The sequence below is a fragment of the Lacrimispora sp. 38-1 genome (genome assembly GCF_049890855.1).
GTDB lineage: Bacteria > Bacillota > Clostridia > Lachnospirales > Lachnospiraceae > Lacrimispora.
The window spans coordinates 26,206-46,920 of the sequence record NZ_JBANEW010000063.1; the positions used below are offsets into that span (position 1 = coordinate 26,206).

20 protein-coding genes are annotated in these 20,715 nt (G+C 42.5%); 11 read left to right on the plus strand and 9 right to left on the minus strand.

The genetic code is table 11. The annotated features are described in order from the left end of the window. The first annotated feature begins 7 nt into the window (after positions 1 to 7). Positions 8 to 1,840: a family 43 glycosylhydrolase gene (locus V7D18_RS18060; RefSeq protein ID WP_426156210.1), complete on the plus strand. Its 1,833-nt coding sequence runs from the start codon at positions 8 to 10 to the stop codon at positions 1,838 to 1,840. A 107-nt stretch (positions 1,841 to 1,947) separates the two neighbouring features. On the opposite strand, the gene V7D18_RS18065 is transcribed toward V7D18_RS18060, so the two are convergent. Continuing rightward, positions 1,948 to 3,300 (minus strand): APC family permease, encoded by a 1,353-nt coding sequence (locus V7D18_RS18065; RefSeq protein ID WP_426156211.1) that lies wholly within the window; start codon positions 3,298 to 3,300, stop codon positions 1,948 to 1,950. Between the two features lie 149 nt (positions 3,301 to 3,449). After that, complete coding sequence (locus V7D18_RS18070; protein WP_426156213.1) at positions 3,450 to 3,953, minus strand: helix-turn-helix domain-containing protein; 504 nt, start codon at positions 3,951 to 3,953, stop codon at positions 3,450 to 3,452. A 165-nt stretch (positions 3,954 to 4,118) separates the two neighbouring features. Here V7D18_RS18070 and V7D18_RS18075 point away from each other — a divergent pair, with 165 nt between their 5' ends. From V7D18_RS18075 to V7D18_RS18100, 6 genes are all read left to right on the plus strand, one after another. Next, on the plus strand, positions 4,119 to 4,325 hold the full coding sequence (locus V7D18_RS18075) for a hypothetical protein (RefSeq protein WP_205692775.1): 207 nt from the start codon (positions 4,119 to 4,121) through the stop codon (positions 4,323 to 4,325). A gap of 81 nt (positions 4,326 to 4,406) precedes the next feature. Next, positions 4,407 to 5,111, plus strand: a complete 705-nt coding sequence (locus V7D18_RS18080) for a MurR/RpiR family transcriptional regulator (RefSeq protein ID WP_426156479.1) — start codon at positions 4,407 to 4,409, stop codon at positions 5,109 to 5,111. Positions 5,112 to 5,307: 196 nt separating this feature from the next. Further along, the gene (locus V7D18_RS18085) at positions 5,308 to 6,234 is read left to right on the plus strand and encodes a 1-phosphofructokinase family hexose kinase (RefSeq protein ID WP_426156215.1); all 927 of its coding nucleotides are present in this window, start codon (positions 5,308 to 5,310) and stop codon (positions 6,232 to 6,234) included. Beyond that, positions 6,231 to 8,078 carry a fructose-specific PTS transporter subunit EIIC gene (locus tag V7D18_RS18090; RefSeq protein WP_426156216.1) on the plus strand — a complete coding sequence of 616 codons (1,848 nt, stop codon included), beginning with the start codon at positions 6,231 to 6,233 and terminating at the stop codon, positions 8,076 to 8,078. The genes V7D18_RS18085 and V7D18_RS18090 overlap by 4 nt, the downstream gene beginning before the upstream one ends. A 10-nt stretch (positions 8,079 to 8,088) precedes the next feature. Then, positions 8,089 to 8,940: a class II fructose-bisphosphate aldolase gene (locus V7D18_RS18095; protein WP_426156217.1), complete on the plus strand. Its 852-nt coding sequence runs from the start codon at positions 8,089 to 8,091 to the stop codon at positions 8,938 to 8,940. A gap of 103 nt (positions 8,941 to 9,043) precedes the next feature. After that, a complete protein-coding gene (locus V7D18_RS18100; RefSeq protein ID WP_426156219.1) occupies positions 9,044 to 9,583 on the plus strand; it encodes a hypothetical protein in 540 nt (179 codons plus the stop codon). Between the two features lie 5 nt (positions 9,584 to 9,588). Here V7D18_RS18100 and V7D18_RS18105 read toward each other — a convergent pair whose 3' ends face one another. The 7 genes from V7D18_RS18105 to dpsA form a co-directional block, all read right to left on the minus strand. Further along, positions 9,589 to 10,347 carry an ABC transporter permease gene (locus tag V7D18_RS18105; RefSeq protein WP_426156220.1) on the minus strand — a complete coding sequence of 253 codons (759 nt, stop codon included), beginning with the start codon at positions 10,345 to 10,347 and terminating at the stop codon, positions 9,589 to 9,591. Between the two features lie 16 nt (positions 10,348 to 10,363). Beyond that, complete coding sequence (locus V7D18_RS18110) at positions 10,364 to 11,137, minus strand: ABC transporter permease (protein WP_426156222.1); 774 nt, start codon at positions 11,135 to 11,137, stop codon at positions 10,364 to 10,366. Beyond that, positions 11,130 to 12,053 carry an ABC transporter ATP-binding protein gene (locus V7D18_RS18115; protein WP_426156224.1) on the minus strand — a complete coding sequence of 308 codons (924 nt, stop codon included), beginning with the start codon at positions 12,051 to 12,053 and terminating at the stop codon, positions 11,130 to 11,132. Before V7D18_RS18115 ends, V7D18_RS18110 begins: the two co-directional genes overlap by 8 nt. An 85-nt stretch (positions 12,054 to 12,138) precedes the next feature. Continuing rightward, a complete protein-coding gene (locus tag V7D18_RS18120; RefSeq protein ID WP_426156481.1) occupies positions 12,139 to 13,059 on the minus strand; it encodes a sensor histidine kinase in 921 nt (306 codons plus the stop codon). 9 nt (positions 13,060 to 13,068) lie between these two features. Further along, positions 13,069 to 13,764, minus strand: coding sequence for a response regulator transcription factor (locus V7D18_RS18125; protein WP_426156226.1), 696 nt, complete (start codon positions 13,762 to 13,764; stop codon positions 13,069 to 13,071). A 172-nt stretch (positions 13,765 to 13,936) separates the two neighbouring features. Next, positions 13,937 to 14,515 (minus strand): dipicolinate synthase subunit B, encoded by a 579-nt coding sequence (locus V7D18_RS18130; RefSeq protein ID WP_426156228.1) that lies wholly within the window; start codon positions 14,513 to 14,515, stop codon positions 13,937 to 13,939. Between the two features lie 15 nt (positions 14,516 to 14,530). Beyond that, positions 14,531 to 15,373, minus strand: a complete 843-nt coding sequence (dpsA, locus tag V7D18_RS18135) for a dipicolinate synthase subunit DpsA (protein ID WP_426156230.1) — start codon at positions 15,371 to 15,373, stop codon at positions 14,531 to 14,533. A gap of 119 nt (positions 15,374 to 15,492) precedes the next feature. Between dpsA and dapA the strand changes: the two genes are divergently transcribed. The 4 genes from dapA to V7D18_RS18155 all read left to right on the plus strand — a co-directional run bounded on the left by dapA (position 15,493) and on the right by V7D18_RS18155 (position 20,693). Further along, on the plus strand, positions 15,493 to 16,383 hold the full coding sequence (gene dapA, locus V7D18_RS18140; RefSeq protein ID WP_426156232.1) for a 4-hydroxy-tetrahydrodipicolinate synthase: 891 nt from the start codon (positions 15,493 to 15,495) through the stop codon (positions 16,381 to 16,383). Positions 16,384 to 16,531: 148 nt separating this feature from the next. Continuing rightward, entirely contained in the window at positions 16,532 to 17,398 is an 867-nt protein-coding gene (locus V7D18_RS18145) for an MBL fold metallo-hydrolase (RefSeq protein WP_426156234.1), read from the plus strand. Between the two features lie 18 nt (positions 17,399 to 17,416). Then, a complete protein-coding gene (locus tag V7D18_RS18150) occupies positions 17,417 to 19,354 on the plus strand; it encodes a sigma 54-interacting transcriptional regulator (protein ID WP_426156236.1) in 1,938 nt (645 codons plus the stop codon). Between the two features lie 196 nt (positions 19,355 to 19,550). Next, positions 19,551 to 20,693, plus strand: a complete 1,143-nt coding sequence (locus V7D18_RS18155) for an enolase C-terminal domain-like protein (protein ID WP_426156238.1) — start codon at positions 19,551 to 19,553, stop codon at positions 20,691 to 20,693. The last annotated feature ends 22 nt before the right edge of the window (positions 20,694 to 20,715 follow it).

A 20,715-nucleotide genomic window follows, 5' to 3' on the forward strand; every position in this document is an offset into this window, starting at 1 on the left:
CAGACAGATGGAGGAGATTTACAGACAAAAAGAGGCTGATTTACTGAGCTATACGCGTCGGCCTGATGAAGAGAGGTATCCGGAAGGACTTGCACGCAGCATTCATTTTGCATGGAGCAGAGATGGGCGGTCATTTCAGGCACTGAATCAGAATTATGGAATTCTGTTTGCAGAGGGTACAATTGGAGAGGATAACGTCATTCACCCCAAAGGACTCAGAAACCCATGGGTATTTCAGATGGCGGCTGGGAATTATGGAATTATGGCTGTTCGTGTGAATCAGGATGGCAGTGCAGATGAAGAAAGTTTTGGAAAAGTTCTGTACTGGATTACAGAAGATTTTATGGAGTTTAATTATATCGGACTGCTTGATCTGGGATCGGATGAAGAAATAAAAACAGTAACATGTACTTATGACAGTTTTGAAGGAAAATATCATATCACATGGAAAACAAGGAATGGGAAATGTTTTCAAATCACGACAGAAGAAGATATCATATGCCAGACCGGTTTTTCAGCTGTGCAGTCCATAAATGGACTGATTGAAGGGGGTGCCGTACATGGTCCGAAAGGTGCAGTTGCTGGTAATGTGGTGAAAATTGGGAGCGGCCTCTGTGACCGCATTATTCAGAAATGGAGCCGAATTTTTAATACTGAAATAATAGTGCCGGACCATATCTCTGTATCTTCTTTTAATGAACTAAGCAAAGTGACGGCAACAGCTGTTTATTCGGACGGTTCCACTGTTCAGAAGAAAGTATTGTGGGATTTGGAGGGACCAGACTCTAAAAAGCCAGGAGAATATACGATCAACGGAACTGTTACGGACCGTAAATATCCATTTCCGTTAGCAACGGGGTTCGCCGATCCGATGATTTTTCCATGGGAAGGCAAATACTATTTTATAGCTACCAATGATAACTTGAATGATGTAGGGCTATATGTCAGGGAAGCCGAAGTTCCCGATCGGCTTTTTGATGAAGGGATAAAGCAGCAGCTGATTCTGGCTTATGACGAGAAACGTAATTTTATCCAGACGTTCTGGGCACCGGAGTTCCATCTGATAGGTGGAGAGCTTTATATTTTGTTTGCAGTAGGAGGGAAAGTATGGGGGCCGCAGTGCCATTTAATGAAACTCAAAAAAGGCGGTCATATCCCAGATGCAGAGAGTTGGGAAGAACCGAAGAGAATTCAGAAAAAGGACGGAACCTGGTTGACCACAGATGGCATTTCTCTCGACATGACTTATCTGGAAGCCGGGAGTAATGGTTATATGATCTGGTCTTACCGGGAAAATATAGGTACCAAACTGGACAGTGGTTCCATGCTTTATATTGCATCTGCAGATAAAAGGACTCCGTGGAAACTGACCAGTGATCCTGTGCTGCTTTCCAGACCGCTTTTTGGGTGGGAAAATGTTGAGGGGACTATTAACAATGAGGGCCCACATGCATTTGTTGCAGGAGATACCGTATATGTTACTTACTCTGGAGGTGCGGCAGATGGATATACATATGCTTTGGGGCTGCTTACCGCAAAAGCTGGTGATGACCTATTACAGATTTCTAATTGGAAAAAGAGCAATACTCCGGTTCTTACTTTCTATTCTGTAGAAGGCGAATATGGTTCCGGGCATAATTCTTTTTTCATAGATCCGGAAGGAAATCTGATGATTGCTTATCATGCGGAAGATGCGCTTACACATCATCTGAGATGCTCCGGGATTCGCAGAGTGCATTTTAATATGAATGAAAAACCGGTTTTTGATATGTCTGCAGAACGTGATTTAAATCCAGAGCTGCGGAGAATCTTCACGAATGTTATGATCAGTGACTGTTAGATTATTTTTTGTTTCTGTGGATTGTAATCCACAGAAACAAAACAGTAATATGACTTCAGGAAAAGACTTCCCACCAACTGGATTTTATCCCAGATGTTATGCATATCTTAAAACGAGGGTTTTGCTCTCTTTAAAAACAGAGCGCTAAATACCATAACAACAAAAAAAACAGTAAGAAAAGCAACTACAGCCATTCCGTGTGCAAACCATGCTGCAATGATCATAAATACGCAGCCTGCCAGGGATAAGCAGGGCATTAATATACGGTTAATAAAGTTAAACCCTTTGCCTTTTATCATGAAGTTAATAAAAATAGGAACGTACAAAGCATAAACAGTAACGATGGGCAGTTCGGAAGAATCAAAGGTGAAAAATCCAAACCAGCTGGCAGTCAGATTGGCTCCGTAAAAATAAAACAGCCAGACGCCGCAGAGGAATAATCCTAAAATTGCAGAGTTAACAGGCATGTTCGTCATAGGATCTACCTGGCTGAAAACCTTTGGTTTCGGTCCCAGACCTCTCGCTGCCAGAGAATAGATTCCGCGTGTGCATCCAAGCATCAGTCCGTTTAAGGTGCCCAGGCAGGAGATAATAACAAATACAAATAACAGGTTGCCTCCGATTGAGGTAAAAACTGTCTCAAAAGCCAGCTTGGCTCCGGCTTCGCCGCCTGCCATAATTACTTCATTTTTAACAGTACCTGCCAGCCCGATGTAATACAGGATGTATGCAGCCATGGTGATTAAGGTGCCGGAAATTAAAGCAAGGGGAAGATTCCTTTTTGCATTTTTAAGTTCTGCATTGATACAGGTCGCGATGATCCAGCCCTCATAGGCAAAGCTGGCAGCTACAATGGCTGTAAACAGTCCGTTGGAGGTGCTTGCAGATACCGTATGAGTAAAATTATAAGTGGTCATTCCGTTGCGAAGACCGGTAAACGTTCCGACAATTGCCATTAAAAAGAGAGGAATCAGCTTAATGACAGTAGTGCTGACCTGAAATTTGCCTGCTAAAACCGGAGATAAAGCGTTAATTGTAAAACTGGAGATCAGGTAAAGACAGGCAATGGTCATACATTCTCCTCCGGTTATGGAAAAACCGAAGATTACACAGGTGTACCGTGCGGATACCCATGCAAGAACTGCGGTAATCGTAGGATAATAGATGATTGCCATAAAACTGCCCACATAATAGGCATAAGTTTTTCCTACCGTCGCTTCTGCATAATCTACGATACCATTGATGTACTGGTATTTCGTAGCCATGACTGAAAATGTGTACGCACAGGAAATCATAATGATGCCGCCGATAATCCACGCAAGAATGCCCTGTTTTAAATTGCCCCCTGTTGCAGTCAGGATCTTTTCGGCTTTAAAAAATACACCGCTCCCAATAACGATGCCTACAACCATCGCGATGGCTGTAAATAAACCATATTTTTTTTCTAATTTTGCTTCCATAGTTCAACTGTTCCTGCTTTTCTATAGTATTGTTTGTGAGGAAAATACATTTTATTTTATCATACTATTAATTACAAATCAGCAAGATTTTATTACCAGGCGCAAGTTTTTTTACTGGTAAAAAATCTTTATGGAACAGCTGGATTAATTTATTCTATTTCTTCTTCCACAACCTGAAAAACGGCGTTATGAGACTGCTTCCGGTATTTTGGCTGTTCGGACAAATCAATGAGATAATCATAGGCTTTTCTTTTCCCGGAATCTGTCAGGGTGAAGTATAGCTTCGCCATGGCAGTGATCTTTTTCCTGTCGTCCGGGTGAGCTTTTTGGATAACAGTTTCCAACTCACCATCTGTGTGGTAACCCTTGCCGCCATCTTCTCTTAATAAGCTTTCGACGGCTGAATCTGCAGGTCCATTCCAGCCTGAATGCTGATATTCAGCGCTTTCATCCTGCCAGCCCATTAAATAAGCAGGAGTAGTTTTAAGAATGCCCGCCAGTTTTTCTAAAACATTAGCGGGAACCTTCCCGATGTGTCCGTTCTCATATCTGAAAATCGTAGACCTTGAAACGCCTAACCGGGCGGCTACATCGTCTGCGCTCATCTGTAATTGAGTTCTTCTTTCTTTTATTCTCTGACCAGTAACTGACATGTTCATACCTCCTGAATGTATCCTATAGGTATCATATCATCAATGTTGCAAAAATGCAACGACAATAGATGCATTTCTGCGATTTGCATATTGACTTTTTAATTCCTATGAGCTATTCTTATATTACAATAGTAGCATTAATGCAACTGGAAAGGGGTGTATTATTTGAATATACAAATGTTAAAGGAGAAGATGGCAGAGTCAGCATTGACTCAGGAAGCGATTGCAGATGCCATTGGAGTAAGCAGATGTACATTTTATCGTAAGATGAAGAGGAAAGGCAATACATTTACGGTAGAAGAGATGAACAAAATTATGAAGATGATCCCGCTGACGAAAGAAGAGGCTGCAAGAATTTTTTTTGCCCGTTAAGTTGCATTTATGCGACTGTAAAGGTATGGAAAGGGGGAGGTTTTCATAATTATCTCACTTGACTCAGATATAATAGAAAATCTGACAAAGACAGAACTGGAAATTATTAATTTTATCAACAGCCATGAGAATACTCTTCATGCAATGTCGATTGTTGATATTGCATTTGATACTTACTCTTCACCCTCTACGGTATCAAGAGCCATTCGTAAGTGCGGCCTGAATGGATTTAATGAATTAAGGTACCGCTCCGGGAATAAGGCGAGAAGTGAAGAGATTCAGAGCATGAATGAGCTTTTTAATAAAACACTCATTGAGGCTCAGGCTGTACATGAACGGATTTCACTGACGGATATTCTGGCAGTCATTCAGTGTTTAAAGGAGGCACATCAGATATCAGTGTTTGCCAGAGGCCTTACCACCTATGTTGGTCAGGAGTTTTCATTAAAATTACAGCTTTTGGATTATGATGTTTTCTTTACGGATGATCCCAATATCATGCAGGTGAAGGCTTCAAAGCTGAAAGAGCGGGATGTTCTGTTTATTTTATCTTTGAACGGACAGACTCCGGAGCTGGTTTCTTCGGCTGTCACAGCCCACCAGAAGGGGAATTGCGTAATTTCATGCTGTTGCAATCCTAAGTCCAGGTTACTGTCATGCAGTAAGATTTCTCTGGTGGGGTTTAAGCATTCTCATCAGGCTATTAAGGAATTTGAGGTCTCTTCGAGGATTCCACTGTATATGATCTGCAGAATTATCATAGATTATATGTCAACTTATTCCTGACCGGTTACATAGACGCTGGAGCACCTGATTTTCTGGTATTCCAGCGTATTTTAGTGGAATTGCAAGCCTGTGGCCAGGCACAGAACGGTCAGGGGATAGATATAGCAGTTTTCAGAAACTGAAAAGATTTTCACCGATATTTTCTCTATAATAGCAGACAAGCAGGGGTTTTCATAGAAAAGAGAGGTGGAATAAGGTGATCTATACATTGACAGCAAATCCGGCGATTGATATGAATATCTCGTCTTATGGAATTATGGGAAAGGTGGTGAACCGTACTTTTGATGCAGTATATACACCCAATGGAAAGGGGTTAAATGTCAGCTACTGTCTGAAGCGGTTTCAGACACAGTCCGCTGTTCTTGGCTTTTTCGGCGGGTTTTCCGGGAAGTATATTGTTGATGAGACCCGGAAGCGGGGGATTAAAGTGTATCCGGTCTGGGTGGACGATACCACCAGAATCAATATTTTTTTAAATGACGGAACCGAAGAGTATAAGTTTGTAAATGAAGGTTCCTATGTTTCCCCAAAGAAGCAGAAGAATTTGTGCAGGCTGATGGAGACGCTTAACGATATGGATACGTTAATTATCAGCGGAAGCCTTCCAAAAGGGCTTAAGGATACCTTTTATGATGAGGTGATGGAGATCTGCAGAAAGAAGCAGGCGGCTGTTATTCTGGATATCAGCTCTTCCTATTTAAAAGATTTAATAGGATGCCGCCCGTATCTGATTAAACCCAACGACGAAGAGATTAAGGATATCTTTGGAATTGTAATGAGGGATGAGGCAGATGTAACGGATGTTCTTAAGGATCTCCATGAAAGCGGCGCCAGAAATATCCTTCTGACTTTAGGCGAACGGGGGTCCTACTTTTATAACGGCAGTGAGCTGTACCATGCAGGAACTAAGAAAATTCAGCTGGTAAGCTCAGCCTGTGCCGGTGACGCGGCACTTGCGGGTTTTTTAAGTATATGGCTGAAGCAGCCATATGAGATTGAGGGAGCATTAAGGCGGTCCGCAGCGGTAGGGGCCAATGTGGCAGAGAGCAGCGGACTGGGTTTAATGGATAAAGTTGAGAACTATTCAAAAGAGATTATTGTGAGAAAGGTGGAGGGAGTATGAATTTACTTGGAGTTACAGGCTGCCCTACGGGAATCGCCCATACGTTTATGGCTGAGAAGGCCTTAAAAGAGGCGGCTGGAAAACTGGGGTGTCAGATCAAAGTGGAAACCAACGGGGCAATCGGGGTTGAAAATGCATTAACTGAGGCAGATATCAAGTCAGCAGATGCAATTATTGTTGCCAGTGATAAAAGTGTGGATTTAGAGCGCTTTAATGGCAAGCCGGTTCTGGAGGTATCAGTGGGGGATGGAGTCAGTAAGGCGGAGGAACTGGTAAAGGCATGCCTGGATGGAAAGGTGCCTGTCAGAAGGGGGACCGCAATTCATAATCTGGCCCCAAGTCAGAATGAAAATACCGCCCGTCAGATCTATAAGCACCTGATGAACGGTGTTTCCCACATGCTTCCGCTGGTCGTAGCGGGAGGTGTTCTGACAGCTGTTTCTTTTTTATGGGGCATTTATTCCTTTGATCCCAAGTCAGAACAGTACAATGCGGTTGCTGCGATGATCAAATCAGTAGGTGGTTATTCCATGGGATTGATGGTCACAGTTCTCAGCGGTTTTATCGCCCAGTCCATCGGCGGGCGCCCGGGACTCCTGGCCGGTCTGGTGGGAGGTGCCATTGCAGCTGGTACTGATGCGGGATTTCTTGGAGGAATTGTCGCCGGATTTTTATCGGGATACCTTTCCCAGGGAGTTGTCAGTTTCTTAAGAAGACTTCCAAGACAGCTGGAAGGGCTGAAGTCTATTTTTATTGTTCCTATCGTCACCATTGGAGGGGTAGGCATCCTGATGATGCTCTTTGCCCAGCCCTGTGCGGCCCTTAACCAGTGGATGATGGCGGCATTATCAAAGATTCAGAATACCAGTCCGGTTCTCCTGGGAATTGTTATTGGCTGCATGTGCGGATTTGATATGGGAGGTCCGGTTAATAAAGCCGCTTATGTAACAGGAACCGTACTTCTTGGACAGGGAAATTACTATTTTATGGCAGGCGTTTCGGCTGCCTGCATTACGCCTCCTCTGGTTCTGGCTATTGCAGCCACCCTTAAGAAAAACCGGTTTTCGGAGGAGGACCGGACTGCAGCTCTGGTTAATTATGTTCTGGGTTTCACTCATATAACGGAGGGGGCTATTCCATTTGCGGCGAAGAATCCGTTAAAAGTAATTCCGATTCTCATGTTAAGCTCCTCTATTTCGGCTGTTTCCACTTATCTGATGAAGATTGAAGTGCCGGCGCCTCATGGAGGTTTCCTGATTCTTGGTCTGGTGAATAAACCGGCTGCATGGGTACTTTGTATACTGCTTGGTTCTTTTATTGGGGCAGTTCTTTACATATTTGTGACTCCGATTGCAAAAAAAGACAGGGCTGGGTGGAAAGCTGCTAGTGATTTCTGTTTACCGGATTCATTACTGAAAGAAGAAACAATATGCCTTTCTCTTGTAAATACCGGGAAAGAGGAGGTCATTGATGAGATGGTGGCAATGCTTTATGCAGATGGTGTTTTGCAGGAGGCAGAGGCATTTAAAAAAGAGATTATGAAGCGGGAAGAGATCTCTTCTACTGCATTTGGCAGCGGCATTGCGATTCCCCATGGCAAATCACTGTCGGTTCGAGTGCCGAGAGTGGCTGTCGGGATATCAAAAAATGGAGTTTCTTTTGATTCTTCAGATGGAGAACCGGTATATGCCGTTTTCATGATTGCTGTGGGAGAGAAAGAAGACGATGTTCATTTAAAACTGCTCTCTGCTCTTTCCAAAAAACTCATGGAACCCGGATTTCTGTCCAGGCTGAAAGAATGTACACAAAAGGATCAGATTATACAGCTGATTACAGAAGAATAGGAGAAAGAAGATGCCATTAGTTACTTCGAAAGAAATGCTGCTTGATGCTCAGAAAGGCAATTATGCTGTCGGAGCCTTTAATGTGGAGAATATGGAAATGGTCATGGCAGTCGTGGAGGCTGCGCAGGAGATGCAGTCGCCTGTCATCTTACAGACGACACCTTCCACCGTTAAATATGCCGGTTTAAATCTCTATTATGCCAATGTAAAGGCAGTGGCTGAGAGAGCCTCTGTCCCTGTCGCCCTGCATCTGGATCATGGAGACAGTTTTGAACTGGCAGTCCAGGCACTGAGGGAAGGGTATACATCAGTTATGATTGATGGCTCACATCTGCCATTGGGAGAGAATACCAAATTGGTCAGACGGGTTGTGGAGACATGCCGCCCCTGCAGAGTTCCGGTTGAAGCGGAATTAGGCTGTGTTGGTGGAAAAGAAGATGATCTGGTAAACAGCTGTGCCGGACTCACTTTGCCAGATCAGGCAGTGGAATTTGTCCAGCAGACCGGTATTGATTTCCTGGCAGTTGCAATTGGAACAGCACACGGAGTATATAAAGGAACTCCCCGCATCCGTCTGGATCTTTTAAGTGAAATTAAAAAAAGAGTCTTTATTCCCTTGGTGCTTCACGGAACATCGGGTATAGAGGATGATGTGGTGAGAAGCTGCATTCAGGAAGGAATCTGTAAGGTGAATTATGCCACAGATTTAAGAATTGCGTTCAGTGACGGGGTAAAACGGATTCTCAATGAAGATAAATCAGTCATAGACCCAAAGATTTACGGAAAAATGGGAAAAGAGCTGGTAAAGCGCTATGTTCAGGATAAGATCTGGGTTTGCAAAAGCAGTGGAAGAGGGTTTTGAACAGCAGAGCTGGAAAAAGAGAACCGGAAAGAATAATTATGGGGACTGTCTATATAATGGTAGAAATAGAAGGAATCCAGACCATTGCTGGTAAGGGGGAAGCATGATATTATCTGATGATATGATCAGTGAGGGATATACAATAGAGCCGGTTAAGGAAGGCGACTCTGACCAGTATATAAAAATAAGAAAAGACTTCTTAAAACCATTTGTGGATCAGTATTACGGCGGCTGGGTTGAAGAGATACAGATGATCATTGCTGACGACTTATTTCATAGAACAAGGAAAGATGCCAGCTTTTTGAAAATCTTAAGGAGTGGGGAGACCACAGGATTCTTAACTTTTAAGGAACAGCCGGACCAGATCACCGATGTCTCTGTTATAATGTCTGAGTCCGGTCAGGAGAAAGCATTATTGGGGGAGTTTCTTCATTTTATAACCCGGTTGTCAGACCGGACTAAGAAACCTGTTTTGTTAACGGTATATCAGTCGGCTCCTTTTGCAGATTTATACCGGGAACATGGATTTACCATTTATGGCACGTCAAGGACCCATTACCTCATGAGCTATAACATAGAGGATACCAGCGGCATGGGAGATTACAAGAATCGGATCTATGCCGCTGGTATCGGGAAAGATTAATAAAATCAGGTATAAAGAGCTTTCCGTGGATAAGGCATTAAGATCAGCATACCTGTGAACAAAAGGATAGCGGCCATAGTTAAAATTGAAATAGTGAGATTGCCAGATTCAGCAGTGTTCATGTATGTCTGCGTATTAAACCGGATTATGGTCAGGCCTGATAATATGGGGTACAGGCTGCGGAGAGTGACGTCTTTTATAAACATGGAGCTGTATCCAAACAGAAAGGATACAACAACACCGCCCATAAAGGCGTCGCGTTTCCGGCAGGTGAAAGCGATAATGGGGAGTACTGAAATATATGTACAGATGGAGATGCCAGTCATCTGCAGAAAGCTGTTTTGTAATACGGTGGGATTAAGCCCGTTTATCCTGGTTATGAAACCCACGATAAGTGTTACAATAAAACTGTAAAAACCAAATAATATACTTATTATGCCCATTGCAATCAGCTTTCCCAATACCAGTTTATGAAAACTAATTGGTATAGTAAAAATGTTTTTTAATGTATCATCTTTATATTCACGGTTAATTAGATAGCCTCCAACCAGGGTGAAGATTACAGGCATGAAAGTTGTTGTACTATTCCATATGGTATGATTGAAAAGAACGGTAAAGTTAAAATCCTGTATCTTTGCTTCGGGAATCGTGACTGACTGTGTGAATACAGAAAGAATGGCGGGAAAAGCCATGCCGATCATACCAATAAGTAAAACATGTAAACGTCTTAATTTCATAAATTCTGCTCTTATAATATAAATCATGAGGTATAACCCTTTCTTAATATTCTCTGCTGCTATAGATCCGGATCATACAAACTGTACAAATTATGGCTTCAAGAAGAAGGATAGAAAAGCATACGGATGTAGAGGCAAAATATTGGCTGAAGCGTTGATAAAATGCGGTCTGAATGTCTCCTGACGGTGTGTAAAACTGATAAAGCCACCGAAAGATCATGGGGACAGGCATGAGTGTACCGATATGAAATCCTATGGGCTGCATCATGATATGATCGCTGAAGTGCATGGCGTAGTTTAATAGCGTATAGAAAAAAACAATGATAACGGATAGAATATAGCTTTTGTTAAACCAGACGACCAGTACAATGCAGGGAAGAGAAGCAGCCCACATCAGTATGCCGGTTGACGCTGTCAGATAGAATTGAAAAAGAGGCAGAATCACGGGTATATCCTGGGTAACAGCATAAATAGTGCTGACGAAAAAACCTGTAATTTGAAATGCAATTGAAAATATCAGTAATACCAGCAGTTTAACAAGCACCAGCTTTATTTTTGAAACGGGAATACAGAGCAGATTTTTAAGTGTATTGTTTTCCTGTTCTGCGAAAAATAAGTTTACTGCCAGGATAATGAGCAAAGGTATTAATATTAAAAAAGCATTGTCCTCCCTGACTCCGGATTGGATATCTGAAAAATCTGATTCAGACAGAATAGCAGCATTAAAAAAAGGAAAAACAAAGGCGGCCAGTATTCCAAGTGTAAAAATCCGCTTCCTTTTAAATTTTAAGAACTCTACATAGACAAGATTAACCAATTCCCGCACCTCCTGTTATACGCCTGAAGTAATCCTCCAGAGTATCTTCACAGGTATGTACTTCAGAAACCTCTAAACCATTTTCTATAAATATGCGGTTTACTAAAGCGGCAGATAGCTGGTTTTCATACACACGTATGCTGTGGTCCTTTCCTGCCGTAAAGTTTTTTGTATTGAAATTCATTTCCAGGATTCTGGCAGCCTGAGAAGTATCAGAAACTATAAAATGCATGTATTTACTGTTTTTTTCTTCCAGTTCAGCAAGACTTTCTTCTTCCAGCAAAACACCATGGTCGATAATTCCGATGTCATCTGCAAGTAAAGATATTTCTGACAGGATGTGGCTGGATATTAATATTGTTTTCTTTTTTAGGTGGCTGAGGTCCCGGATAAAAGAGCGCATTTCAGCAATTCCAATGGGGTCAAGTCCATTAATCGGCTCATCTAAAATTAACAGCTCCGGATCATGCATAATTGCGAGGGCAATGGCGAGACGCTGTTTCATTCCCAGTGAGTACTGAGAAAACAGCTTTTTGTCATGATATGGCAGTCCTACAATTTCCAGAGCACTTTTAACTGCATTTCGCGTTGGGGTGCCTTTCAGCAATGCGAAAATTTTTAAATTTTCCGTCCCGGTCAGATTTGGGTAAAATCCAGGTGCTTCTATCAGACTTCCGATGCGGGGCAATATTCTTTTTGCGTCGTCTTTTATATTTTCCCCAAATATCTGTATTTCTCCGGAAGAGGGAGTTATTAAGTTTAAAAGCAGTTTCATTGTGGTGGTCTTACCGGCTCCGTTACGGCCAAGCAGACCATAAATTCGCCCTTGTTTCACATGCAAGTTTAAGTTATTAACGCTTTTTTGATCTCCATATTGTTTTGTGAGATTTTTCGTTTCAATGATCAATTCACTCAATTTAGAAAACCTCCTCTCTCATTGAAATTATTCTAATACCCGAACCTTGCATAAACCTTGCCGCTGCCTTGCAATAACCTTGCAATCAGTCCTGGGCAGCAGGAAAACAAATAATAAAAGCGGTATAATGATCTGATTTACTCTTTACATCAATCCAGCCATTCATTTTTTCGGTCAGCTGTCTCGCAATTGATAATCCCAACCCACTGCCTTTGTCAGAACGTCCTTTATCGCACTTATATAACCGTTCAAAGATATGCTGTAAGTCATCCGGGCCAATTCCAATTCCGTTGTCTTCGATTTGAATTGTAATATTGGATTCTTTTTTTGATATCTGTATTGTTATTTTTGATGCATGGCTGTGCTTTATAACATTTTGAAGCAGATTATTGATAATCCGTTCGTAACCATCAGGGTCTGCATGAATGAAAACCGGTTTTTCCGGGATATCTATTTCATACTGAATCTTATTTTCTTCAAAAACAGGGATCCAGTTTATTAGAATGTTCCGTGTCAGTTCAGCAAGCTGGATTTTCTCTGAAGATAAAGTGAATTCGTTGGAGTTTAACTTAAACCAGTCAAACAAAAGATCAATATATTCTTTCAGACTGTGCGCTTTTAACCTTGCTGTCTCAATATAGTTTCCATGCTCCTCCGGACTGACGATGCCCCTGTGCACCGCATCTAAATATCCGATCAGAGTAGTAAGCGGAGTTCTTACATCATGAGAAAGGCTGGTCATAAGCTGGCGGTTTGCTTCATCTGCAGCCTTAAGCTTATAGATCTGTTCTTCGTAGCAATAAACAATTGCATTTAATTTATAAGTCAGCTCTGCAGTCAGATCATTGCGGGAAGCCAGAATTTTCCGGTTCCCGTTCCCGGTCTGTATATCTGATAAAGCCTCTGTCATTTCTTTAAGCTGCCTCCTGACCGCTATTAACTGAGTAAGCCAGACCATTCCGCTAAGGACTGATATACATAGAAGGAAGCTTAGAACGAATGTCAATGCCAATGCTTACACCTCCTTATTAAAGCGGTAACCAATTCCTTTAATTGTCTGAATATAGAAGGTTGTTCCCGGATCCGGTTCTATCTTTTTTCTAAGCCGGCATATAATGGCCATAATATTGCTGTCATCGTAAACATACGTTTCTTTCCAGACCTCTTCATATATCTGCTGTTTTGTTAATATTCTGCCCTGGTTTTTTGCACAGAAGAGTAAAAGATCAAACTCTTTTGGCGGTAATTCAAAGGTTCCGTTTTTGGTCGTTACACTTCGGCTGTCAAAGTCAATGCTCAATCCTTCATATATAAGCGGACGGTACCCGTTTCCCGCCCCATTAAAACGGGTGTATCTGCGGATAAGTGATATAATCCGGGCAATTAATTCTTCCATATTAAAAGGCTTTGTCAGATAATCATCCGCACCGGAGCGAAGGCCGTTAATTTTTGAGGTGCTGTCATCTTTAGAAGTCAGCATGAGAATCGGTATGTTGCTTTTGCTGCGGATTTTTTCCAGTGTCTGAAATCCATCAAGTCCAGACATCATCACATCCAGAAGAATGAGATGGTATTCCTTTTTTTCAATCATTATCAGTCCATCCATACCGGATTGGCAGTAATCTGCAATGATTCCATCTTTTGCAGCACATTCTTTAATTAAAGTACATAAATCTCTATCATCGTCAATTATTAAAATATGGCAGTCCATACTTATCCCCCTTCTACGAACAGTTTACTGAAATGGGTCCTCTATCGTTTAAGTGTAAACGCAGAATTGGATAAATTCAAGAGAATTGACTTTATATAAATAAAAACCTCCCCCGGGAGAGCGGGGGAGGAACGAGTGTAAGCCACATTTGCTGCACGGATAAACTGCGGCACTAAATAATAACCGGCTGAAGCTGCTTTCCATCCAACGCATATTCCAGAGTTTTACAAATCAGTTCCGTGCGTGCTATCATGGAATTCGGTTTTTTTACAGGATTATCCTGACCGAAGGGTACAAAATAGATATTTTTTACATTGTAAAGAATACCGATATTTTTAAAATTCATTCCAAGAGCATCATTGGTGGAAAGGGAGATTACCAGGGGTTTTTCATTTCTTAAATGTGCTTTTGCAGCCATGAGAACCGGTGAGTCGGTAATTCCGTTTGCCAGCTTTGCCAGTGTATTGCCGGTGCAGGGAGCGATAAGAAGGATATCTAAATATCCTTTCGGGCCAATGGGTTCGGCTTCCTCCAGCCGGAGAATAGGTTTATTACCGGCTATTTTAGTAATCCGGTCCATATATTCTTTCGTGCTGCCAAACCGGGAATCTGTAGTCTGGACATTGGAAGAAAAAATGGGATAGATGTCTGTTCCCTGATCCGCGAGAACCTTGATTTCTTCTTCTATTTTGTCAAAAGTACAAAAGGACCCGGTAATTGCCAGGCCTACTTTCTTTCCTTCCAGTTTCATATTGCACTCCTTTGCCTAAACAGTTTGAGATAAACAGGTGAGAATCGCTTCATACAGAATTTTCGCTGAGGTTTCGGGAGCATAGATTCCAGGGAGGCCAAGGCAGAGTTTTGCACGGATTCCCTGCTGTCTGCAGGCTTCAAAATCCACACCGCCTGGGGCAGAGGCAATATCAATCATGACTGCCTGCCGCGCTGCGAGGGAGACAAGCTCCTCATCGATGATCAGTGCTGGTATGGTGTTGAAGATATAGTCATAGCTGCCTATTTCTTTTTTTAAATCACTTAGTAAAACAGTCTGAAAACCCATGGCTGAAGCAAGGGCCAGCTGGTTTGCTCTTCTTCCCGCAATGGTGATTGTAAGGTCAAGGCCTTTTAGCTTAAGTGCCAGGGTTTTGGCACATCTTCCGAATCCTGTAATCAGGCATTTGCTCTGGTGGAGACAGATGGGGCTTAACCGGATGGCCTCCGCGACAGCGCCTTCTGCAGTTGCAATGGTGTTTTTTATGGTGACATCTTCCATATCCATATAGTCGAAGCAGCTAATTCCATTTTTTCTGGCATAATCTTTCACATATGCCGGAATGCTGCCTCCAAACAGGGTATGGCTGGAGGTAAGATGGCTTAAGAGATTGCCAATTCCAAGGTCGTTCATTTCATGGTCAGAAAACAGACTGATTTTATCCTTGGTGAACGGTATGGGACAGAGAATAATATCGCAGCTTTCCATGGCTTCCTTCAGTGAGAAGTCCGGATCATCTCCGTCAGAATGAAGAACATTAAAAAAGCCGTTTTCAGTTAAAATGCGGCTTAAATAAAGCTGTCTTGAGTCGCCGCCTAATAGAAGAAATTTATGCATACGGTCATCACTCCTTATACTGGTTTATATGATAAAAAAAATGATTTGTGTATGGTACCAACCGGGAATGTTTGTCATATTTTTGTTAGTATGAACCTATTTTTTAGGAATGGATGTCTATGAATGATGGGATTTTTAAAGGCTCTGCTGCAGCCATTGTTACCCCCATGGACCAACATGGGAATTTGGATCTTACGGCTATGGAGCGGCTGCTGAAATTTCAGCTGGAAAATGGTACAGACGCGATTGTTGTAAACGGAACGACAGGAGAATCCTCAACTCTGGAAGAGAAGGAAAAGACTGAGCTGCTGGAATTTGTGGTGCATTATGTAAATCACAGGGTCCCTGTAATAATGGGAACGGGAAGCAATTCCACGTCAAATTCCGTGAGGCTTTCCAGAAAGGCACAATCATTGGGAGCATCAGCGCTTTTGCTGGTCACACCGTACTATAACAAGACATCCCAGCATGGACTGGTGGAGCATTTTAATACCATAGCGGACCGCGTGGATATTCCCATAATCCTGTACAACGTACCCACGCGAACAGGAGTTAATATTGAACCGGAGACCTATTTAAAGCTTTCAAAGCATCCCAATATAAGGGCGGTCAAGGAGGCAGGGGGGAATATCTCCCATATTGCAAAAGTGGCGGCCCTGTGCGGGGACCGTCTGGATCTGTATTCAGGAAATGATGATCAGACTGTACCGATTATGTCTCTTGGGGGAAAAGGAGTGATCTCAGTCCTGGCAAATATCATGCCTCAGGAGATGCATACAATGTGTGAACTGTTTTTTGAAGGACAGATAAAAAAGAGCAGAGATATGCAGCTGGAGCTGCTGCGGATCATGAATGCCATGTTTATGGATGTGAACCCCGTCCCTGTTAAAGCGGCGTTATCCATACTGGGAATGTGTGAGGAGAAATACAGGCTGCCTCTGGTTCCGCTGAAAGAGACGGATAAAGAAAAACTGAGGGAGATCATGGAATCTTATTTCAACCATGTTTAATACTTGAAAAATTTTAAAGAAGCGCTTCATAAAAACAAAATCTATGAAGCGTTTCTTTTGTGTTTATAATAAGTCCAGACGGCAAATAGAGTTGCAATTTGGATTCCTCTGTAAGATAATAAAAGAAAATTTTGTCGGAGGTGGATAAATGCTGGTGTCTAAATATGAATTTAATGTAAAATCCAGAGAAGATTTCTATATGTATCCGGAAAAATACCGTGTGGAACCATTTCGGATATATGGAAACCTGTATTATACAGGAAATAAAAGTGTTGGATCCCATTTAATTGATACGGAAGAAGGGTTGATACTCATTGATACGACCTATCCAACTACTTCGGCCATGCTGGTTCAGTCTATATGGGAATTGGGGTTTAATCCAAAAGACATCCGCTATATCATTCATACCCATGGCCATTTTGATCATATTGGAGGAACGGCTTTACTAAAAGAACTTTCCGGAGCGAAAACCTGTCTGGGAGAGGGAGATGCAGTCATGTTTCTTGAAAGACCGGAGCTGGTGTTAACACGTGACTCCGGCTGCAGTTATTTCAAACCCTTTGAGCCTGACCTGATTTTGAAAGACGGAGATATTATTACCCTTGGAAATACCAGTATCCGGATAGTTTCTACTCCCGGACATTCAGATGGAGTAATTTCTTTCTTTTTCGAAACGGAAGAAAATGGAGTCCGGATGACTGTTGGCATGCACGGCGGAGCAGGACTCAATACTCTATGCAGAACATTTATAGAACGTTTTGACAGAAAGGAGTGCAGGAAAGAATTTCTGGAAGGGATAGAGCGGGTATATGAAGAGCCTGTTGACATTATGCTGGGGAATCACGCGGGTCATAACCGGACTGTGGAAAAACGGCAGTTAATGATACAAAGTCCAGAAGGAGCCAATCCATTTATAGATCCGACTGAATGGAAACGTTATCTGGATACGGTAAAGAAACGGTATGAGATCATGCTGAAGGAAGAGGAAGCAGGGATTGATCTGATAGAAATGTAAGAAAGCTGGTGGATTGGGATGTCCGGAATTGCATTATTTGTGCCAAGCGATGAGATGTATGAGCAGGCGAAGGGGATACTGAGAGAAAAAGACAATCATGTTACCATAGTAAAAAGAATCCGGGTGGAGGAGGCAGTTACAGAAGCACAGAAGGCCATTTCGGAGGGTGTTAATATTATCATAGCAAGAGGCAGGCAGGCAGCAGAGATCCGGCGCCATACCAATGTAGCGGTAGCTGAAATAGTTATGACAGCACAAGAACTGGGACTTCTGGTGATCCGGGCTAAAAGTATTGTGGAGAAAGAGTGTCCCAGGATCGGTATCTTTGGCTGGGGGGACATGCTGTGTGATACAACATACTTTAACCAGTTATACCACGTTGATTTAAAACGGTATATATTAAAAGATTTTAATGAATGGAGAAATACCATTGAAGAGGCAGGAAAGGATGGACTGGACATTATTATCGGAGGTCAGTCGGCGTTAGATGGGGCATATCAGATGGGAATCCCTGGCCTATATATGTCTTCTACCGGAGAAGCCATACGGGTGGCGCTTAAAAATGCAGAGTCTCTTTACTATATGTCAGAAATTGAACAGCACAATTATGCTCAGTTTTCAACGGTTCTGGACAGCGCGTTTAATGGCATTATCAAAATCAGCGTGGCAGGAAAGATCCTTGTAATGAATCGTGCCATGGAGCAAATACTGGGGTGCAGTTCGGAACGATGTGTGGGGAAACCGGTAACCAGCTTTTTAAAAGAGCTTGATGAAGCTTCGTTAAATCAGATCTTGTCAGGGAGTCTGGAAAATTTCTCAACATTTCTCACGCTGCTCGATCAGTCCGTAGTCGTTTCTATGGAGCCTATTGTTGTGGGAACCCGTATTGACGGTGCAATTATTTCCTGTAACCGTTTAAAGCGGCTTGATATGAACGATAAAGACGTTATGAAGGAGCAGTATTTAAGAGGATATGTAGCTTATGGCACCTTTGATGATATCAGCAAGAATTTGAAAGATATGCATAAAATTGTGGAACTGGCAAAATTATATGCCCAGTCTTCCAGCCCCATGCTGATTGAGGCCATATCGGGCCCGGAATTGGAAGCCATTACCCAGGGGATTCATAATTACAGCATGAGAAAGAATGGACCCTTTATTGTTATTAACATGGCAGGATTGACAGAGGACCAGCAGACGAGAACTCTGTTTGGCAGCAAAAAAGAAGGACAGGGGGAAGAAGAACCAGGAGCCCTTGTGCAGGCCAATCATGGGACACTGGTAATTCAAAGTATTGACAAGCTGACGCTTCAGGCCCAGTACAATCTCATTCGTGCGATCCGGACAAAACGCTTGATCAGAGGTAACCGGATTGAAGATACGCTGATGATTGATACAAGAATTATAGCATGTACGGCAAAGAATCTGACTCAGCTGCGCAGTGAGTTCAAGTTTCGGTCTGATTTGTATTTTACCCTGAAATCTCTGCGTTTAAAGATCCCAAATTTAAAGGACAGAAGAGAGGATGTAGAGTATTTACTGGATCTGTATACCAGAAAATATATGGAGCAGTATTCCCGGTATCATGTGATGGCCCCTGGTGTAAAGCAGGTTCTTTTGAATTATCCATGGGAAGGAAACAGCATTCAGCTGGAAGCATTCTGCGAGAGAATGATTCTGACTGTAGGGAAACGTACCATTACAGAGGCATATGTCAGGGACTTGCTTGATGAACTCTATCACCGGGATACCAGTATCTATGCAGTTTCATTGGAAGAAGAGGAAAAAATGCAGCAATGGAGTCCTGAAGGAACAGCGGAAAACCCGGAGCGTACACTGATTAAATCCATACTTAATAAGTATAACGGAAACCGTACCTTAACTGCCAGAGAACTGAATATCAGCACAACCACATTATGGAGAAAAATAAAAAAATTGGAAATCAGTGAAAAGTAACCCTGGGCTCTATTGCAAAGTGAAATAATTTTGCAATAGATTAACCGCATTTGAAATAAATATTAAGCAATATGAAATGCATGCACAAAATGTAAATTGTGCATGCATTTTCTGTGTTATTGTGTCAATTGAACCGTGGCAGGAATGAGGCTATACTGTGGAAAGAATTTCAAGGCAGGTTATAACGGAGGCGCATATGAACAATACATTTCAGTTTCAGGATAACATTCAATTTGTCAAAGCAGTTTATTATAATTTTCATCCGATTCCATTACCGAAACCTTTTAAGGATGGGACTGGCGGAATGGGTAAATATGCTCCCGAACAGGGGTGTATTGAACTTTATGATTCAGAAGGGGCATGTGCTCATCTGTGTGTGGGAAGAAGCTTTGTAAAAAATATTCTTCCAATGATTTTGGATGGACAGACAAGAACATACAGCAAGTGGAGAGATACCCTCTACTGGAAAATAAGAAATTCCGGATTTCAAAGTGGCCAGGCAGTAGAAGTGGGACAGCTGGATTTAATGATGCTTGACATTCTGGCACAAAGAGCCGGTAAACCGCTGCACCGGTTTCTTGGCGCTGAAAAAGACTGGGCAGCTGCCTATAAAGGAGGCGGGTCTCTGCTTCTGGAAGACGAAGAGCTGGTAGATGATTTGGTCAGGTATGTACACGAAGGATATCAGACAGTAAAATTCAAAGTCGGCAGCAGTGACGGAAGGGATATGGAGCGTGATATACGCAGGCTTAGAAAGGTGAGGGAAGCTGTGGGCTCCGGGATTGGGATCGCAGTGGATGCAAATCAGCGATGGAATGTTGAGGATGCGTACCGTTTTGCGAAATTGGCGGAACCTTATGATCTGGCATGGTTTGAAGAACCGATACATTCTCATGATATGAATGGAATCAGACAGCTCAAAGAGCTGGGAGTTCCCATGCCGCTGGCATTTGGAGAATCGATGAGAATTTATTATGCTTATGAAACCTATGCGGAAAAGGGAGTGGATCATCTGCAGCCTTCCATTGGACGGATGAGCCGAATCGATGACATCCTGAAAATCCGGGATTTAGCCAGAAAGAAAGGAATCACTTTCTCCTCCGGAGGAAGAATCTATCTGAATGCTATTTTTGGCTGTCTTTACGGTGAAGATGAAATGATTGAATACCATGAACCGATCAGCAAGCCGGTGGGTAAATATACCCTGTTCCAGCCAGAAGAAAAGAACGGAAGGTTTTACTGTCAGCCTGATCTGCCTGGAAATCCGCAGCGTATGGATATTGAAAAACTGGAAAAGGATGGGCTGCTGGAGAGCAAAAAAATATTCTATACAGAATAGTGACTATTGTATGGTTGCGGGA

Coding starts and splice junctions, on each gene's coding strand:
- V7D18_RS18090 (WP_426156216.1), top strand. CDS start 6,231: ATGAATTTACTTGGAGTTACAGGCTGCCCTACGGGAATCGCCCATACG.
- V7D18_RS18095 (WP_426156217.1), top strand. CDS start 8,089: ATGCCATTAGTTACTTCGAAAGAAATGCTGCTTGATGCTCAGAAAGGC.
- V7D18_RS18100 (WP_426156219.1), top strand. CDS start 9,044: ATGATATTATCTGATGATATGATCAGTGAGGGATATACAATAGAGCCG.
- V7D18_RS18150 (WP_426156236.1), top strand. CDS start 17,417: ATGTCCGGAATTGCATTATTTGTGCCAAGCGATGAGATGTATGAGCAG.
- V7D18_RS18155 (WP_426156238.1), top strand. CDS start 19,551: ATGAACAATACATTTCAGTTTCAGGATAACATTCAATTTGTCAAAGCA.
- V7D18_RS18125 (WP_426156226.1), bottom strand. CDS start 13,764: ATGGACTGCCATATTTTAATAATTGACGATGATAGAGATTTATGTACT.
- V7D18_RS18145 (WP_426156234.1), top strand. CDS start 16,532: ATGCTGGTGTCTAAATATGAATTTAATGTAAAATCCAGAGAAGATTTC.
- dapA (WP_426156232.1), top strand. CDS start 15,493: ATGAATGATGGGATTTTTAAAGGCTCTGCTGCAGCCATTGTTACCCCC.
- V7D18_RS18105 (WP_426156220.1), bottom strand. CDS start 10,347: ATGATTTATATTATAAGAGCAGAATTTATGAAATTAAGACGTTTACAT.
- V7D18_RS18130 (WP_426156228.1), bottom strand. CDS start 14,515: ATGAAACTGGAAGGAAAGAAAGTAGGCCTGGCAATTACCGGGTCCTTT.
- V7D18_RS18060 (WP_426156210.1), top strand. CDS start 8: ATGGAGGAGATTTACAGACAAAAAGAGGCTGATTTACTGAGCTATACG.
- dpsA (WP_426156230.1), bottom strand. CDS start 15,373: ATGCATAAATTTCTTCTATTAGGCGGCGACTCAAGACAGCTTTATTTA.
- V7D18_RS18070 (WP_426156213.1), bottom strand. CDS start 3,953: ATGTCAGTTACTGGTCAGAGAATAAAAGAAAGAAGAACTCAATTACAG.
- V7D18_RS18065 (WP_426156211.1), bottom strand. CDS start 3,300: ATGGAAGCAAAATTAGAAAAAAAATATGGTTTATTTACAGCCATCGCG.